16 protein-coding genes are annotated in these 17,345 nt (G+C 65.5%); 11 read left to right on the forward strand and 5 right to left on the reverse strand.

Annotation, left to right across the window (positions count from 1 at the left end; all coding sequences use genetic code 11):
- Positions 1-408: 408 nt before the first annotated feature.
- Genes pilV through ACIPK7_RS21800 form a run of 5 tightly spaced genes read left to right on the forward strand, consistent with a single transcriptional unit; the run spans position 409 to position 5,942 of the window.
- Positions 409-882: a type IV pilus modification protein PilV gene (gene pilV / locus ACIPK7_RS21780; RefSeq protein WP_401090107.1), complete on the forward strand. Its 474-nt coding sequence runs from the start codon at positions 409-411 to the stop codon at positions 880-882.
- A 1-nt stretch (position 883) separates the two neighbouring features.
- Positions 884-1,822: a PilW family protein gene (locus tag ACIPK7_RS21785; protein ID WP_192434143.1), complete on the forward strand. Its 939-nt coding sequence runs from the start codon at positions 884-886 to the stop codon at positions 1,820-1,822.
- A gap of 13 nt (positions 1,823-1,835) precedes the next feature.
- Entirely contained in the window at positions 1,836-2,291 is a 456-nt protein-coding gene (locus tag ACIPK7_RS21790; RefSeq protein ID WP_192434145.1) for a PilX N-terminal domain-containing pilus assembly protein, read from the forward strand.
- A 20-nt stretch (positions 2,292-2,311) separates the two neighbouring features.
- Positions 2,312-5,539: a pilus assembly protein gene (locus ACIPK7_RS21795; protein ID WP_401090109.1), complete on the forward strand. Its 3,228-nt coding sequence runs from the start codon at positions 2,312-2,314 to the stop codon at positions 5,537-5,539.
- Position 5,540: 1 nt separating this feature from the next.
- Positions 5,541-5,942: a type IV pilin protein gene (locus tag ACIPK7_RS21800; protein WP_401090111.1), complete on the forward strand. Its 402-nt coding sequence runs from the start codon at positions 5,541-5,543 to the stop codon at positions 5,940-5,942.
- Between the two features lie 7 nt (positions 5,943-5,949).
- Here the strand turns inward: ACIPK7_RS21800 and ACIPK7_RS21805 are convergent, their stop codons facing one another.
- Complete coding sequence (locus tag ACIPK7_RS21805; RefSeq protein WP_192225241.1) at positions 5,950-6,537, reverse strand: TIGR00730 family Rossman fold protein; 588 nt, start codon at positions 6,535-6,537, stop codon at positions 5,950-5,952.
- A gap of 368 nt (positions 6,538-6,905) precedes the next feature.
- Between ACIPK7_RS21805 and azu the strand changes: the two genes are divergently transcribed.
- The gene (gene azu / locus ACIPK7_RS21810) at positions 6,906-7,352 is read left to right on the forward strand and encodes an azurin (RefSeq protein WP_401090113.1); all 447 of its coding nucleotides are present in this window, start codon (positions 6,906-6,908) and stop codon (positions 7,350-7,352) included.
- A gap of 125 nt (positions 7,353-7,477) precedes the next feature.
- On the forward strand, positions 7,478-8,104 hold the full coding sequence (locus ACIPK7_RS21815) for a hemolysin III family protein (protein ID WP_192434151.1): 627 nt from the start codon (positions 7,478-7,480) through the stop codon (positions 8,102-8,104).
- Between the two features lie 51 nt (positions 8,105-8,155).
- Here the strand turns inward: ACIPK7_RS21815 and nadE are convergent, their stop codons facing one another.
- The 3 genes from nadE to ACIPK7_RS21830 are packed head-to-tail and all read right to left on the reverse strand — an operon-like array spanning position 8,156 to position 10,865.
- Entirely contained in the window at positions 8,156-8,983 is an 828-nt protein-coding gene (gene nadE, locus ACIPK7_RS21820; RefSeq protein WP_401090115.1) for an ammonia-dependent NAD(+) synthetase, read from the reverse strand.
- 32 nt (positions 8,984-9,015) lie between these two features.
- Positions 9,016-10,215 (reverse strand): nicotinate phosphoribosyltransferase, encoded by a 1,200-nt coding sequence (pncB, locus tag ACIPK7_RS21825; protein WP_401090117.1) that lies wholly within the window; start codon positions 10,213-10,215, stop codon positions 9,016-9,018.
- Between the two features lie 2 nt (positions 10,216-10,217).
- The gene (locus ACIPK7_RS21830; RefSeq protein ID WP_401090119.1) at positions 10,218-10,865 is read right to left on the reverse strand and encodes a nicotinamidase; all 648 of its coding nucleotides are present in this window, start codon (positions 10,863-10,865) and stop codon (positions 10,218-10,220) included.
- A gap of 167 nt (positions 10,866-11,032) precedes the next feature.
- On the opposite strand from ACIPK7_RS21830, the gene ACIPK7_RS21835 reads away from it, so the two are divergent.
- On the forward strand, positions 11,033-11,725 hold the full coding sequence (locus ACIPK7_RS21835) for an NrtR DNA-binding winged helix domain-containing protein (RefSeq protein WP_401090121.1): 693 nt from the start codon (positions 11,033-11,035) through the stop codon (positions 11,723-11,725).
- Positions 11,726-11,749: 24 nt separating this feature from the next.
- On the opposite strand, the gene ACIPK7_RS21840 is transcribed toward ACIPK7_RS21835, so the two are convergent.
- Entirely contained in the window at positions 11,750-12,643 is an 894-nt protein-coding gene (locus tag ACIPK7_RS21840; protein WP_401090123.1) for a LysR family transcriptional regulator, read from the reverse strand.
- Between the two features lie 120 nt (positions 12,644-12,763).
- On the opposite strand from ACIPK7_RS21840, the gene ACIPK7_RS21845 reads away from it, so the two are divergent.
- From ACIPK7_RS21845 to ACIPK7_RS21855, 3 genes are all read left to right on the forward strand, one after another.
- On the forward strand, positions 12,764-14,254 hold the full coding sequence (locus ACIPK7_RS21845; protein WP_401090125.1) for an aldehyde dehydrogenase family protein: 1,491 nt from the start codon (positions 12,764-12,766) through the stop codon (positions 14,252-14,254).
- A gap of 168 nt (positions 14,255-14,422) precedes the next feature.
- Positions 14,423-15,706: an NAD(P)/FAD-dependent oxidoreductase gene (locus ACIPK7_RS21850; RefSeq protein ID WP_401090127.1), complete on the forward strand. Its 1,284-nt coding sequence runs from the start codon at positions 14,423-14,425 to the stop codon at positions 15,704-15,706.
- 413 nt (positions 15,707-16,119) lie between these two features.
- The gene (locus tag ACIPK7_RS21855) at positions 16,120-17,256 is read left to right on the forward strand and encodes a branched-chain amino acid ABC transporter substrate-binding protein (protein WP_138214067.1); all 1,137 of its coding nucleotides are present in this window, start codon (positions 16,120-16,122) and stop codon (positions 17,254-17,256) included.
- Positions 17,257-17,345 lie beyond the last annotated feature (89 nt).

Consider the following 17,345-nt stretch of genomic DNA (forward strand, 5'->3'; position numbering starts at 1 on the left):
ACGTAGAGCCGGCAGTCTCGGACTTCATTCGCCCCAGACGGGGAAATGCTCTGTGGAGCAACTTCGCCAGGGGCCGTACGCTACAGCGCTCCCTGCTAGACCGCATGGCCTATGAAATCGGCTTCCTCACCCAGCTGGAGTGAAAGCTCGAACGCCGGACGCTGTAGCTGCGCCTCTCGAACGCTCGCGGCGAAAGCTGCGAGCGTCTGAGTTGAGCGATCAATGGGGATCGGCGGTTGAGCCTCGCGGACAAGCGGCCGAATGGCTCAGGCGCTTTCCTAACCACTTCCGTCTATCACTATTGGCGCGCGGACTTTTCCCTTCGATCTCCCAGCAAATGTCTGGCTGACCGCGCCGCGTTGCGCCTTGCACTCTTGAGGCCTACCCCTCAGCGGCGAGGCGATGAGCATGGACGGTGGCAAGCGCAGCGAAGGATTCACCCTAGTGGAAGTTCTGATCTCGGTGCTCATCCTCGGCATTGGCCTGCTGGGGTTGGCGGGATTGCAGAATGTCGGTATCAGCGCTGGTTACAGCGCGCTGCACCGTTCCCAGGCATCCTGGCTGGCCGGCGAGATGGCGGAGATGCTGCGCGCCAATCCCGACTCCGCCCGTGCTGGCGCCTACGACCTGAACTTCATCGACGGGGCCGCCGGCTGCCCGACGGGCGGGGGCTCGACACGCGCGCAGCTCGATCTTGGCCAATGGCAGGCCGATGTCTGCGAGACGCTCGGTGGATCGGGTAGCGGCTCGGTGACGGTAACCCGCAGCGGCGATCTGTATAGCGCGGTGATCGCTGTGCGCTGGAGCGGACGGCGTGCTCGGCAGCGACTGGCGGAGGCGGGCAACGCCTGGGAAACCTTCACCTACCGGACAGGCCTCTGACATGCGCCAGCGCGGGCTTTCGCTGGTCGAGCTGCTGGTCGCCATGGCGCTCGGCCTGCTGCTCCTGGCGGGCGTCATCCAGGTCGTCGTCGGCAGCAAGCGCAGCTATCAGAGCGGTGTGGCGCTGGCCGAGCTGCAGGAGAATGGCCGCTTCGCGCTGGAGGCCATGGCACAGGACCTGCGTAATGCCGGATTCACAGGCGCCTGTACCGGCGCCCTGATCAATGCCAGTGGCGTCGGTGACGCGCAGTACGCCGTGGAGCGCTCGCCAGTCGAAGGGTATGGCGCGGGAATGCCGGCAGCCGCCTGGGTGCCTTCCGGGCGTCTGGCGAACACGGACGCTGTGCTGCTGCGCTACGCGTCCGACCCTGTTCTCGAGGCGCGTTCGATCAGCGCGAACCGAATGTTCCTCGTCTCATCGAGTGCGGTCGCAGGAGCCTTCTATCTGCTCAGCGATCAGCAGTCCTGCTTGCTGCTGCGCAATGCCGGGAATGCGGCGAGCCTGTTGGCGGATCGTTCTCTGGAGCACTTCCTGGCGCCCGCCACGCGGGTCTACCCCTACCGCTACGCGATCTACTGGATCGGCCGTGGCGTCGACGGGACGCCGGGGCTGTTCGTGACCGACAACAGCCAGACCTCCTTCAAGCCGAACACCGAAGAACTGGTCAACGGCGTCGCCGGCATGAGCCTGCGCTATGGCGTGGCAGGGGCGGGCAGCGAGGCGGTGGCGGCCTACAAGGCGGCGCGGGAAATGACCACGGGCGACTGGCGGCGGGTACGTACGGTGCGCGTCAGCCTGTTGCTGCAGAGCCAGACCCGCGAGGTCGACGAGGCGCCCAAGGCGCTGCAGTTCGACGGCCGAACCGTTCCACCGAATGCGGAGCGACGACTGCGGCTGGTGATGAGCAGCACCATTACGCTGCGCAATCTTTTGCCATGAAGGGAGGTCTGCGATGCGCCATGAAACCGAGTGCGGGGCGGTGCTGCTGGTCTCGCTGGTCATGCTGTTGCTGCTCACACTCATTGGCCTGGCGGGCATGCACATGGTGCAGCTGGAAGAACGCATGGCCGGCAACCTGCGTGATCGGCAGATGGCCTTCCAGGCGGCGGAAGCAGCGCTGCGGGCCGGTGAAACGGCGGCACTGGCGCGCTATCGGCGCGACGGCCCGATGACCTCTCTGGACGCAGCCGAAGGCGTGTCTGCTGGCTTTGCCGCGAGCGCGGCGCAGCCGGTCTACCGGCTGCGCTTCCTGCGCTGGCTAGCCAGCGAAGGGCTGGAAGTCGGCAAGGGCGGCTCGGCCAGTGGTGTCGCCATCGAGGTGCGTGCCGAAGGCTTCGGCGCCCGTCGCCAGCCTTCAGGGGAGCCAGTTTCCAGTGTCCGGCTGAGCAGCATCTATTTCATCCGTTAGCGCGTACCAAGGAGGTGGCCGTGAGGCTCGGAAGACTCTGTTCCCTGATGGCGGGTGCGACTCTGGCGGGCGCGCTGTCGGCAGCGCCGGTCAGCCAGGTACCGCTGCAGGTGGCCAGCGGTGCTCCAGGCAACATCCTGCTGCTTCCGTCCTCGGCCCACGGGGCGACGGCGGCTGCTGCCAATCCGAGCCTTGGCTACGCCACCGGCGAGCGGTACTTCGGCTACTTCGACCCGGACAAGTGCTACGCCTACCGCTTTGACGAAGCCGGGACGGAGCGCTATTTCCAGCCTGTCGGCCCGGCACTGACCCATCTCTGTCGGCAGGCCTGGAGTGGTAACTTCCTCAACTGGGTAACGGCGCAGAACATCGACGTGTATCGCTCTGTGCTGACCGGGGGCGATCGCTTCATCGACAGCGTCGGGCTGACGGTGTTGCAGAAGGGCCGGAATCTCGAGCGGGACGGCGTCTTCCCGGATCGCCTTCTGCCTTTCGACACCGTGGAGGGTGCTACGCCGTTCTCCGGCATAACGCTGTACCTGCGTATAGCGGGAGAGGAGCGCAGCCTGTTGCTGAGTCGCAGTCCGGAATTTCCTGGCGAGCCGCAGGAGTTCTTGCCCGGAGAGCCGCTTTTGCCAGCGACGACCTACCGGCTCGCGGTGCGCGTGCAGGTCTGTGTTGCCGGCCAGCTGGAACGTAACTGCCAGCGCCATGGTGAGCACCACAAGCCCGAGGGATTGCTGCAGCAATACGCCGGGCGCCTGCGCTTCAGCCTGTTTGGCCGGTCTGATAGCGAAACGGGAGCGGTGCTGCGCGCGCCGCAGAAGTTCATCGGTCCGTGGCTGGATGATGGGCGGGATAACCCGCTCAAGGAGTGGTCGGCACAGACCGGAGTCTTCATCGACCGGCCGGCTGGCGTGATCGCCACGCTCCACCGCTTCGACGAGGCCCCGTTACTGCCCTTCGATGACCCAGGTGAGTTGCTGCATGCCGGCACCCGCTATCTGCGCCATCAGGGAGATCACGCGGACCCGCTCACCTACGCCTGCCAACGCAACGCCATGCTCGGAATCGGCGGCGTGGGCGAGGGCGAGGCCGGCGCGAGTCTGCTGCGCCTTGGAGATCCGCAATTGGCCCAGGCGACGCAGCAGGTGACGACCATGCAGGGAGGCGCAGGCTCCGCCGCTTCACTCGTGCTGGCAGGCCTGGCCTATGACGCCCATGTGCGCGATCTGCGCCCGGACCTGCCCGGTCGGCAGAGTGCCTCCACCTACTGGCTTGCATCTTTCCGTGATGTGTCCGGACCGGGCAGCGCCCTGTGGCTGGCGGCCCAGTACGGCGGCTTTGCCTTCTCGCGTGGCCACTCCTATGTGCGCACATCACCGCTGCCGGACAGCACGTGGCAAGGCGCGGATGGCTGGCCGGCCAATCTGCTGAGGCTCGCCGAGCCCGAGCAACTACGTGATGAGCTAAAGCAGGCATTTGCCCGAGCGGCCGACGATGACCCTCGGAGCATTGGCAATTTCAGTGCCGGCCTGAACCCCGGCGAGTGGTTCAGTACCTTGCTGGCGCGGCGGCATTGGAGCGGAGACCTGCAGCTCTGGCGCGAAGGTGAGCAACAGCCGCGATGGTCCGCAGCACGGAATCTGGATGCGCTGAGCGAAGCGCAACTGGCTGGGCGGAACATTCTCACAATGCGGCCCGCCGCGGCCGGGGCGGATGGAGCGCTGATCGCGCGCGCCGGCATGTCCTTCGCCTGGAGTGCCCTGGATGACGAGCAGCGCCGCAGACTGGGAGGCGAGCAGGGCGAGTTGCTGGTCGACTACCTGCGTGGCTCGCGCCTCCACGAACGCCAGGAGCCGGGCAGCAATTTGCCGTTCCGCCTGCGCACCGGCAGGCTGGGCGACATCGTTGGCTCGCACCCGGTCTATTCCTGGCACGACCCGCAGCCCTACGGTGAGCTGCCCAAGCCATTAGGCGCTGGCTACCGGGAGTTTCTTGCCAGCGAGCAATACCAGCAGCGCGCGCCGCTGGTGGCAGTGGGCGCCAACGACGGCATGCTGCATGGCTTCGATGCGCGCGATGGGCGCGAGTTGTTCGCCTATGTGCCGGCGGCTGTGCTGGGGCATCTTCGCGAGCTGGCCGATCCCGGCTATGCCCACCGCTTTTACGTCGATGGGTCACCTGTTGTGGGTAACGCCTGGATCAGCCGGGAGTGGCGGACCCTGCTGTTGGGCAGCACCGGAGCGGGTGGTAACAGCCTGTTTGCGCTGGACGTGACCGACCCGGAGCGCGTTCGGCCCGGCAGTGTGCTCTGGGAGTTCGCCCACCCTGATCTCGGCTACACGCTGGGGCGGCCAAGCCTGATGGCCCTCGGGCGGGGACGGTTCGTGGTGGCGGTGTCCTCCGGCGCCAGGGACCCGGAAAGCCGGGGCGGGGACATCTGGTTGCTCGATGCGGCGGATGGTCATGTGCACAAGCGCGTCCATCTGCCCGAGGCCGGCGACCTGGGACCGGTGACGGTCATCAGCAGCACGGGCGACGTAACCGCCAACCGCCTTTATGTGGGTGACAGTCTCGGGAATCTCTGGCGCGTGGATTTGGCGGACGAAGAGGACGGCGGCTCAGCGATCCCTCCGTCGCTGGCCGGCAAGCCTCTGTTCCGGGCGCTGGCGCCAGATGGGGCTCCGCAGGCAATCAGCGCGCCGGTGGCGGCCGCCCTGGATCGTAGCGGACAAGTGCGAGTGTTGTTCGGCACCGGCCGCTTTTACCGCGTGGGTGATGACGAACCGTCGGCGAAGACTGAAAGTCTTTATGGCGTTCTCGACGATGGGCGGGCCATGGTCGGGCGGTCTGATCTTCTACCGGTGCCCGACACGGATGGTGCTCGCGGCTGGTATCTCGACCTGCCGGCGGATGGCTCGCGCGTGGTGGAGCAGCCGCAGATACGCGATGGGAAGCTGGTGTTGTTCAACCTGATCGCACCGGGAGACGACCCCTGCAGCGACCCTCTCGCTTACGCTTCAGTGGTACTGGATATCGGCAGCGGAGAGCGGCTGGCAGGTGGCCTGTCGGGCGCTGTCATGACGGGCGGCGACGCAGCGCAGCGGACCAGCGGAGCGCTTCTGCAATCCGATCCGGGCGGTGCTCTGCGCATCATGGATGTGGATCGCGATGGCAGGCCGCAGGAGCAGAGAATCAATGTACCCCGTGATTCCGGGCGCAAGGCCTGGTGGGAGTCTCGGTGAAATGACATCGCCGAACGAACGCGCTGGCGGCTTCACGCTGGTGGAGTCGCTGGTCTGCCTGACCCTGATCGGGGTCCTGCTGGGTATCGCCCTGCCGGCGTATCAGGATCACATCCAGCGGGTGCGCCGGGTGGACGCGCAGAAGTCGCTGGTGGAGTTGGCGCAGTCGCTGGAGCGCTTCTACACCAGTCGTGGCAGCTACGTTGGCGCAACGCTTGCATTCGACCAGTCGCCACGCGATGCAGGGAAGGCGTTCTACCGCCTGGGTTTCGCCAGTGAGCCGGATGAGTCTGGCTATGTCCTGCAGGCCGAGCCGGTCGGGGCGATGGCGGGGGATGCCTGCGGGGTGCTGACGCTGGCCAGCAGCGGGCTCCGAGGCGCGAGCTCGGAGCGCTGCTGGTAGTCGTGCATCAGGTTGGCGTACGGTCGACCCACTTGGGCGCGGCCAGGGGCTTCCAGGCGGCCAGGGCGCTGACCAGCTCGGCGGGCGAGGCGGCGCGTTGCAGCATGTCGCGGTGCGGCTGGCGCACGAAGCGCTCCTGCACCAGATGGTCGAGGAAGGTCAGCAGCGGATCGAAGAAGCCGTTCACTTCCAGCAGGCCCAGCGGCTTGGCGTGGTAGCCCAGCTGGCCCCAGGTCCAGACCTCGAACAGTTCTTCCAGGGTGCCTAGGCCGCCCGGCAGGGCGATGAAGGCGTCGCTCAGTTCGGCCATGCGGGCCTTGCGTGCGTGCATGCCGTCCACCACTTCCAGGCGCGTCAGGCCGCTGTGGCCGACTTCGGCATCTTTCAGGCTCTGCGGGATGATGCCGATGACTTCGCCGCCAGCGGCCAAAGCGGCATTGGCGACCATGCCCATCAGGCCCACGGCGCCGCCGCCGTAGACCAACTGGATGCCGTTCTCGGCGAGGTGGCGGCCGAGGGCTTCGGCGGCTTCCTGGTAGATCGGGGTAGCGCCGGGGCTGGCGCCGCAGAATACGCAGATGGAACGCAAGGTCATGGAACTGTCCTCTTTCAGCAGGCCGTCAGGTTACCGGCTGCGAGGAAAGCGACCAAGCCGAATTCAGTTGTCCTGGCAGCCGCCGGCGGAGGCACCGAGTGCGTAGCAGGCGAGCAGGTTCTGTAGCAGCGGGCTTTGTAACAGCGCAAGACGGTGCATGGGTGCGAGCTCCTGTGGGGCCGGGGGATGACGTCTATGCTAGGCGGAGTGCGCTGTTCTGCCTCGTTGATCCTGCTGATCGACCTGATAGACAGTTCGGTGCTTGGCACGTGGCCGACGGCCATTGATGCAGATCAGGGGAACCCCGATCACGTTCGGGCAGTCTTCCCCTTCAGGATTCTCCGCCCAACCTGCCTAGGAGGCATGTCATGTTCCGTAAACTCGCCGCTGTATCCCTGCTTGGCCTGTTCAGTGCCCCGCTGCTGGCCGCCGAATGCTCCGTGGACATCCAGGGCAACGACCAGATGCAGTTCAGCACCAACGCCATCAGCGTCGACAAGAGCTGCAAGACCTTCACTGTGAACCTGTCCCACCCGGGCAGCCTGCCGAAGAACGTAATGGGTCATAACTGGGTCCTGACCACCGCCGCTGACATGCAGGGCGTGGTGACCGACGGCATGGCCGCTGGTCTGGACAAGAACTACGTGAAAGAAGGTGATAACCGCGTGATCGCCCACACCAAGATCATCGGCTCCGGCGAGAAGGATTCGGTGACCTTCGACGTCTCCAAGCTGAAGGCTGGCGATGAATACGCCTTCTTCTGCTCCTTCCCGGGCCACTCGGCCATGATGAAGGGCACCCTGGCGGTGAAGTGATCCGGCTTTCTTCGAAAGTTGGCTGATCGAGAAAGCCCGACCCTTGGTCGGGCTTTTTATTTCACGGTTTTTATTTCATAAATCGGAGTCAGGTGCTGCGTGGTTGAAATCGCAAGGGGGGATGCATGTACCACGGTGAACGCTTCAACGCCTGGACCCACCTGATCGGCGCTGTACTGGCGCTGGTGGGCGGCATCTGGCTGCTGGTGGCCACCAGCCTGGTGGGCGAGCCGCTGCGCATCGTCAGCGTGGCAGTGTATGGCACGACTTTGACGATGCTCTACAGCATTTCGACGCTCTACCACAGCGTGCGGGGGCGGGCGAAGGTCATCCTGCGCAAGCTCGATCACCTGTCGATCTACCTGCTGATCGCCGGGAGCTACACGCCGTTCTGCCTGGTGACGCTGAAAGGGCCCTGGGGCTGGACGCTGTTCGGCATCGTCTGGTCGATGGCAGTGATTGGCATGCTGCAGGAGATCAAGCCGCGCTCCGAGGCGCGGGTGCTGTCGATCATTATCTACGCGGTGATGGGCTGGATCGTGCTGATCGCGGTCGGCCCGCTGTACCGCGCGCTGGGCGGAGCGGGGTTCGCCTGGCTGGTGGGCGGCGGGGCTTGCTACACCATCGGCATCATCTTCTTCGCCTACGACAGCCGCTTCCGCCACTGGCACGGCATCTGGCACTTGTTCGTGATCGCCGGCAGCCTGCTGCACTTCATCGCGATCTGGCGCTACGTCATTCCCCAGCATTGAGCATTGAGCCGTTAACGCGGGATTTCTCTCGCGTTAACGGCTGCCGTTCGCTTATGGCGCGGTGGGCAGTGCGCGCTTGTGGCGGGTCTTCTCGAAGGTGCGAACGATGATGTCGAAGGCCTCCTGGCCGACCTCCTGGCCGTGCAGGAAGGCATCGATTTCCTTGTAGGTCACGCCGTGGGCGTGCTCGTCCGGCTTGCCGGGGGCGAGGTCTTCGAGGTCGGCGGTCGGCACTTTCTCCACCAGATGCTCCGGCGCGCCGAGGCTGCGGGCAATGCTGCGCACCTGGTTCTTCACCAGGCCGGTGAGCGGGGCGAGGTCGCAGGCACCGTCGCCGAACTTGGTGAAGAAGCCCATCACCGCCTCGGCGGCGTGGTCGGTGCCGACCACCAGGCCAGCGCGGGCGTTGGCGATGGTGTACTGGGCGACCATGCGCACGCGCGCCTTGGTGTTGCCCAGAGCGAAGTCGCGGGTGGCCGGGGCCAGGTCTTCCAGCGCCTGGGTCTCGGCGGCCAGCGCTTGTACGGCCGGGCCGATGTTTACGGTGTGGCGCTCGTCGGGGGCGATGACGTCCACCGAGTCCTGGGCGTCCTGCTCGTCGCCCTGCACGTTGTACGGCAGGCGTACGGCGAGGAAGCGGTAGTCCTGGTTGCCGGTCTCGGCGCGCAGGCCTTCCACGGCCCGCTGGCATAGCATGCCGGCGGTGAGCGAGTCGACGCCGCCGCTGATACCCAGCACCAGGGTCTTCATCCCCGAACCCTTCAGGCAGTCCTGGATGAAGCGCACGCGCCGCTGGATCTCGGCCTGCAGCTCGGCGTCGGACTGGAAGGGTGGCTGCACGTTGAGTTCTCTGGCGATGGCGGCCTGTGTGTCTTTCATCTGGAGGGCTCCTGTGGAAAGCGGAAAAAGGGTTACACCGGCACCTTGAACACGTGGCGCAGGTAGGCGACGAAGTTCTCGTCGCGGCATTGGGTCTTGCCCGGCGTGTCGGAAATCTTCGCCACGGGGTGGCCGTTGCAGGCCGTCATCTTGATCACGATGTTCATCGGTTCAACGCCGGGGATGTCGCAGGTCAGGTTGGTACCGATACCGAAACTAACGTTGATCTTGCCACGCAATGCACGGAAGAGCTGCAACGCCTTGGGCATGTCGAGGCCGTCGGAGAACACCAGGGTCTTGGTCATCGGGTCGATCCCCAGCCGGCGGTAGTGGGCGATGGCCTTTTCGGCCCAGACCAGCGGGTCGCCCGAGTCGTGGCGCAGGCCATCGAAGAGCTTGGCGAAGTACAGGTCGAAGTCGCCCAGGAAGGCGTCCATGGTAATGCAGTCGGTCAGCGCGATGCCCAACTGGCCACGGTACTCGCGTACCCAGCAGTCCAGCGCGGCGATCTGGCTGTCGATCAGCCGCGGGCCGAGTTGCTGGTGCGCCATCAGCCATTCGTGGGCCATAGTGCCGATGGGCTTCACGTCGAACTCGCGGGCCAGGTGTACGTTGCTGGTGCCGACGAAGCGGCCGGGGAAGTCGCGCTTGAGGATGTGCACGACTTCTTCCTGGGTGCGGTAGGAGAAGCGCCGGCGGGTACCGAAATCGGCGACCTGGAATTCCTTCAGCTCCTCCGCGCTGGCGTTGCCGGCGAGCCAGTCGAGCTTGCGATAGAGCTGCTCGCCGACCTGCTCCAGCACCACCTCGCGGTAGCGATAGCGGTTGCGCACCTCGCTGACGATGGCCAGCAGCGGCACCTCGAAGAGGATCACGTGCAGCCATGGCCCGCGCAGGCGGATGGCCAACTGGCCGTCCTCGATGCTGGTGTGCACGTAGCGCAGGTTGAAGCGGAACAGGCTGAGGAAGCGGATGAAATCCGGCTTGATGAACGGGATGCGTTCGAGGAAGGCCAACTGGTCCGGCGTGGCTTCCAGCTCGGCCAGGCGCTCGATCTGGTAGCGGATTTCCGCCAGGTACGGGCGCAGGTCTTCTGCGTTGCGGCAGCGGAATTCCCACTCTACTTCGGCGTTGGGGTAGTTGTGCAGCACCGCCTGCATCATCGTCAGCTTGTAGAAGTCGGTGTCCAGCAGGTTCTGCACGATGCTGTCGGCAAACACGCTCTCGGCCATGATCAATTCTCCCTGATGCCCATGAGGGCCTCGTCCAGTTCGTTCTCGTCCGCGCAGAGCAGAATCCCGGCGCTGCGCATTTCGGCACAGGCGATCTTCGCGGTTTCCTCCGCAATGGCGCGGCAGGCCGGCAGGTACAGCAGCACCTGGAAGCCGGCACGGCGCAGCTGCAGAGCGGTGGTCTTCACGCAGTAGTCCAGCGCCAGGCCGCCCACCAGTACATGGCTGACAGCGTTCTGCCGCAGGTATTCGATCACACCGGTGCTGCGCCGTTCCGCCAGGTCGTGGTAGCACGCACCGTAGGGGTGCAGGTCCGGCTCCACGCCCTTCCAGATGAAGAAGTCGTAGTCCATCGGCTTGGGCAGCTCGTCCAGCAATTCGAAGCCCGGCGTGCCCGGCACGCAGTGGCTGACCCAGGTGAGGTCGGCATTGGGCAAGGCGAGCGGTTGCAGCATCTGTGCCGGCTTGCTCACTACCCAGGGCGCTTGCGGACTGTGGGCGTCCTTGCTGCCCAGGCGCAGGCTGGCGCGCTCGGCCATCAGGTTGAGGGCTGCGCCGATGGCCTCACCGCCGGGTACCGGCAGTTCGTTGGGGCAGAGTGGGGTGAAGCCTTTCTGGGCGTCTACATCGAAGCTGGCGATCAGGTTCATGGAAGCCTCCGCTTGACCGTTTGTGGCCTGTCGTGGCTACATAATTCACGACATGAAATAAGTCGTCAAGCAGAAAGATAAAAATACTCGGAGGTGGAAGATGCTTTCTGTACATGGTGAAATAAGTCTCAGGCTTCTTCCTGCGAGGAAGCATTTGAGGAGCATCGATGAGTACCGCTGAAGTGCTGGCCACCGTGGATATCGTGGCGCTGCGCCTGAATCCCGAGCACGGATTGGAGCTGCTGTTGATCCGCCGCGCCCAGGCGCCGTTCGAGGGTCAATGGGCGCTGCCCGGCGTGCTGATCAACGGCCGCTGTGCCGACCATGGCCTGGATGATGCCGCCCTGCGCGCACTGCGCGAAAAGGCGCGGGTGAAGCCGGCGTACATGGAGCAGGTGGCGACTGTGGGCAATGCGGTACGCGACCCGCGTGGCTGGTCGCTGAGCGTGTTCTATTTGGTGCTGGTGGCGCCGGACACTGAGTTGGCCGCCGACGACCTGGACTTCGTGCCACTGGATGCCGTGCGCAGTGAGCGCTTTGCCTTGCCTTTCGACCACACCCAGCTGGTGCAGCAGGCCTGCGAGCGGCTGGCGGGCAAGTCGGTGTACAGCGCGTTGCCGCTGCACCTGCTGCCGGAGCGCTTCACCGTGGCCGAGGCGCTGAAGGCCTTCGAGTGGTCCATCGGTGAGGAAATCCAGCATTCCAGCCTGCGCGGTCGGCTGGAGCGGATGAAGGCGGCAGGTTGGGTGGAAGACACCGGTGAACGCCACCAGCCGCCGATGGGCCGGCCGCAGCATGTCCTGCGCTTCACGCCGCAGGGGGATGGGGCGTTCGTGTTTGATCGGAGCCTGCTGGTCTGAGCGCTGAGCGCTGAGCGCTGGGCGCTAGCCCTCCATCCGCTCCCCGATCCACTCCACGAACGCCCTGACCTTGGGTACCGCCGCCGCATGCTCGGGGTAAGCCAGGTAGTAGCCGCTGCGGCTCTGCAGGCCGTGCTGCCAGGCGATCACCAGCTTGCCCTCGTTCAGTTCTTCTTCCACCAGGAAGCGCGGCAGCAGCGCCACGCCGCAGCCGGCTTGCGCTGCGCGGATGCACATGTAGAAGGTGTCGAAGCGCGGCCCGTGGTAGCTGTGCTCGCTGTGCTGGCCGAGGCTGAGGAACCACTCGTGCCAGGCTTCCTGGCGCGTGGCGTTCTGCAGCAGGACCAGGTCCGCCAGCTGGGTCGGATCGGCCAGCGGCTGCGGCGGCAGGATCGCCGGTGAGCACACCGGCACCATCTCCTCACCGAACAGCGCCACGCATTCCGCGCCCGGCAGAGTGGCGGCACCGAAGAAGAACGCGATGTCGCAGCGCGACTGCAGCAGGTCGCCTGGTTCCAGTTCCTGGCGCAGGTCCAGGTGGATGTTCGGGTGGCGGTGACGCCAGCCATTCAGCCTTGGGATCAGCCAGCGCGCGCCGAAGGTCGGCGGGGTAGCCACGCGCAGCACCTCTGTCTCGCCGCCGTAGGACAGCAGGTAGTGGGTGGACATCTCCACCTGCGTGAGGATCTTGCGCACTTCCACCAGGTACAGGTCACCCGCCGGGGTCAATTGCAGGCGACGGCGCACACGGCGGAACAGCAGATGCTGGAGCATTTCCTCCAACTGCGCCACCTGCTTGCTGACCGCGCTCTGGGTCAGGTTCAGCTCTTCGGAGGCACGGGTGAAACTCAGGTGCCGCGCCACCGCTTCGAAGCATTGCAGGGCGGTCATGGACGGCAGGTGGCGTTTGCTCAGCATGGCGGGCAGTTCATGAATTTACGGAATGATATGCATAGGAAACGTCGTTTGTTGTGCCTCCGCAAGCCGTTTATTACTGCTGGCATTCCGTCAGGTCATCTGAAACGAACTGGAGTCCAAATGATTTCCGCACTGCTCGAATCCCTCGGCGTCGACGCCCGCCTGGTTACCGGTGGCGATCAGGTTATCCACTCTCCCATCGACGGCAGCCGCCTGGGCGCAGTGCGCCTGGAAAGCGCCGCCGAGGTCGAGCAGAAGATCGGTCGCGCCGCCCATGCCTTCGACGCCTGGCGCAAGGTGCCGGCGCCGCGCCGTGGCGAACTGGTGCGGCTGTTCGGCGAGGAGCTGCGGGCGAGCAAGGCGGCGCTCGGCGAGCTGGTGTCCTGGGAGGCCGGCAAGATCACCCAGGAAGGCCTGGGCGAAGTGCAGGAAATGATCGACATCTGCGATTTCGCCGTCGGCCTGTCGCGCCAGCTCTACGGCCTGACCATCGCCTCCGAGCGCCCCGGCCATCACATGCGCGAGACCTGGCATCCGCTGGGGGTGGTCGGCGTGATCAGCGCCTTCAACTTCCCGGTCGCCGTTTGGTCGTGGAACACCGCGCTGGCGCTGGTCTGCGGCAACTCGGTAGTGTGGAAACCGTCGGAAAAGACCCCGCTGACTGCTTTGGCCTGCCAGGCGCTGTTCGAGCGCGCACTGAGCAAGTTCGGTGACGCCCCGGCGTATCTCAGCCAAGTGGTGATCGGCGATCGCAGCGCTGGCGAAACACTGGTGGACGACGTGCGCGTCGCCCTGGTCAGCGCCACCGGCAGCACCCGCATGGGCAGCGAAGTCGGCCCACGCGTGGCGGCCCGTTTCGGCCGTAGCATCCTCGAACTGGGCGGCAACAACGCGATGATCCTGGCGCCCAGCGCCGACCTCGACATGGCCGTGCGCGCCGTGCTGTTCAGCGCCGTCGGCACCGCCGGGCAGCGCTGCACCACCTTGCGCCGGCTGATCGCCCACGAGTCGGTGAAGGACGAGTTCGTCAGCCGCCTGAAGACCGCTTACGCCAAGGTGCGCATCGGCCATCCCCTGGAGGGCAACCTGGTCGGCCCGCTGATCGACGAGCGCAGCTTCCTGGCCATGCAGGGAGCACTGGAGCAGGCGCGCGGCGAGGGTGGCGTGGTATTCGGCGGCGAGCGCCAGCTGGCCGACAAATTCCCCGAGGCCTATTACGTGTCGCCGGCCATCGTCGAGATGCCCGAGCAGAGCGACGTGGTGCGCAGCGAGACTTTCGCGCCGATCCTCTACGTGGTGCCCTACCAGGACTTCAACGATGCGCTGGCGCTGAACAACGGCGTGCCCCAGGGCCTGTCGTCGTGCATCTTCACCACCGACCTGCGCGAGGCGGAAGCCTTCATCTCGGCGGTGGGCAGTGACTGCGGCATCGCCAACGTCAACATCGGCCCGAGCGGCGCGGAGATCGGCGGCGCCTTCGGTGGCGAGAAGGAAACCGGCGGCGGCCGCGAGTCCGGCTCCGACGCCTGGAAGGGCTACATGCGACGGCAGACCAACACCGTGAACTACTCGCGGGAACTGCCGCTGGCGCAGGGCATAGTCTTCGACTGAGGCCGTCGGGCCTGCTCTTCGTAGGAGCGAGCTTGCTCGCGAACGGGGTCCGGCTGGACTTCGGCGTGATGCGGTTCGCGAGCAAGCTCGCTCCGACAGCCACCCCGGCCCACGAACGGGCCTGAAGTACCGAGTCATTCACAAAGGTTCGCGTAGAAGGATCGCTGGATGTCGCTTCGCCAAGAGTGTCTGTGGGAACACTTGACTCCCGACCGCCCGGAAGCCCCGGAGCTGCGCGGGGACCGCAGGGTCGATGTCTGTGTCATCGGCGCGGGCTTCACTGGCCTGTCCGCCGCGCTGCATCTGCTGGAGCGCGACCAGAAGGTCTGCGTGCTGGAGGCCCACACCACCGGGCACGGTGGCTCGGGGCGCAACGTCGGGCTGGTCAACGCCGGCCTGTGGATTCCTCCGGACGAGATCGAAGCGGGCATGGGCGCGGAGATTGGCCAACGGGTCAATCGCATGCTCGGCAACGCACCGTCGCTGGTGTTCTCGCTGATCGACAAATACAGCATTGATTGCCAGGCGCGCCGCGAAGGCACCCTGCACATGGCGCACAACGCCCGTGGCCTGGCTGACCTGCGCAGCCGCTGCGAACAGTGGGGCCGCCGTGGCGCTCCGGTAGAGTTGCTCACCGGTACCGATTGCGAGCAGGCCTGCGGCACCGACAAGATTGCTGGCGCGCTGCTCGACCGCCGCGCCGGCACGCTCAACCCCATGGCCTACGTCAGCGGCTTGGCCCGCGCAGTGGTCGGCCAGGGGGGCGAGCTTTATCACCACTCCCCGGTGGTTGGCCTGGTGCGCGTGGGCAGCGCGTGGAATGTGATCACTGCTGGTGGAGTGGTCACTGCCGAGAAGGTGGTGATCGCCTCCAGCGCATACACCGAGGGCGAGTGGACGCAACTGCGCCGCACCTTCTTCCCCGGTTACTACTATCAGGTTGCCTCGCGTCCGCTGGAGGGCGCGGAAGCGGCGCGTATCCTGCCGGGCGGGCAGGGCTCCTGGGATACCCGCCAGGTGCTCAGCAGCATCCGCCGCGACGCCGACGGCCGCCTGCTGCTCGGCAGCCTGGGCAAGGGCACCGGCAAGCCGGCGTGGTTTCTCAAGAGCTGGGCCGACCGCATCCAGCAGCACTACTTCCCGAAGCTGGGCAAGGTGGACTGGGAGTTCACCTGGACCGGCTGCATCGACTTCACCCCCGACCACCTCATGCGCCTGTTCGAGCCGGCGCCGGGGCTGGTCGCCATGAGCGGCTACAACGGTCGTGGCGTCACCACCGGCACGGTGGTGGGCAAGGCATTTGCCGACTTCTTGCTGGACGGCGACGCCAGCGCGCTGCCGATGCCGCTGCGGCCCATGGAGGAAATCTCCGCCGTGGGCCTGCGCAGCTGTCTGTACGAGGCCGGCTTCTCCCTCTATCACGCCGGGCAATGCCTGCGGGTGGTGATCTGAGGTCGTTCAGGTCGGGGCGGTCGCCGCCCCGGTTTGACCCGCCAACGCTCGCTGCACTTTGGTCTAGCCTCTTATGGTGCGTTACCCCGACGGGTCTGCACCGAGGATGTGCAGTTCGGTGACAGCGATGGTTACGGTTTGGGTTGCGCCTGTGGTGGCTGGAGAAAGTCAGCTCACGGGAAGTCGGGTTGCACCCTTTTGCCTGATTGGTTGCACCTTCTGCTTTTGGTGGGTTGCACGTGTCTAGCAGTTGATATCTGCCAGCTCGGGCTATTTTCGCTGTAGGACTTGGTTAATAACAAAAACGAATGGCACGCCGCTTGCTGTCGATAATTCGCTGAATCGCTTAAACGAGAAATCGCCAACAAGAAATACAACGCGCCATTACAAAAAACCCTCAGGAGCAAAACTCCATGTCGCAGAAGATTTTCAGAAAAGGCTTTCTGGCTCTGGCGGTAACCACCGCACTGGGCATGTCTTCGGTTGTACAGGCCGATGTCGTTATCGGGGTCGCAGGTCCGCATACCGGGGCGAACGCCTCGTTCGGTGAGCAGTACTGGCGCGGGGCTAGCCAGGCCGCGGAAGACATCAACGCCGCCGGCGGTATCAATGGTGAGAAGATTAAACTGGTGAAGGCGGACGACGCTTGCGAGCCGAAGCAGGCAGTGGCCGTGGCCAACCGCCTGGTGGATCAGGACAAGGCGGTCGCCGTGGTCGGCCACTTCTGCTCCTCCTCCACCATCCCCGCCTCGGAGGTCTACGACGAGGCCGGCGTGATCGCCATCACCCCCGGTTCCACCAACCCGCAGGTCACCGAGCGCGGCCTCTCCGGCATGTTCCGCATGTGCGGCCGTGACGACCAGCAGGGCGTGGTCGCCGGCGACTACATCGTCGACGTGCTGAAGGCCAAGAAGGTCGCGGTGATCCACGACAAGGACACCTACGGCCAGGGCCTGGCGGACGCCACCCGTGCGCAGCTGAACAAACGTGGCGTGAAGGAAGTGCTGTACGAAGGCCTGACCCGTGGCGAGAAGGACTTCAACGCCCTGGTCACCAAGATCCGCGCCTCGGGCGCAGAAGTCGTCTACTTCGGCGGTCTGCACCCGGAAGCCGGCCCGCTGGTCCGTCAGATGCGCGAGCAGGGCCTGACCGCCAAGTTCATGTCCGACGATGGCATCGTCACCGACGAACTGGTCACCACCGCTGGCGGCCCGCAATACGTCAAGGGCGTGCTGATGACCTTCGGCGCCGACCCGCGCCTGATCCCGGACGGCAAGGCCGTGGTGGAGAAATTCCGCGCCAACGGCTTCGAGCCCGAAGGCTACACCCTCTACGCCTACTCCTCGGTACAGGCCCTGGCCGCTGCCTTCAATGGCGCGGGCAAGACCGACCCGGCCAAGGCCAGCGCCTGGCTGAAGGCCAACCCGGTGCAGACCGTGATGGGCAAGAAGGAATGGGACAAGAAAGGCGACCTGAAAGTCTCCGACTACGTGGTCTACGAGTGGGACGACAAGGGCAAGTACCACCAGCTCGACGCGTTCAAGAAGTAACCGCCTGACCTGCCGGCGCCGCTACCCGCGGCGCCGGCTTCCCCGCAGGTCGACGAAACGCGCGCAGCTGGTCACGAGCCGGTGATCGC

The organism is Pseudomonas sp. NPDC086581, assembly GCF_044746165.1.
Classification (GTDB): domain Bacteria; phylum Pseudomonadota; class Gammaproteobacteria; order Pseudomonadales; family Pseudomonadaceae; genus Pseudomonas.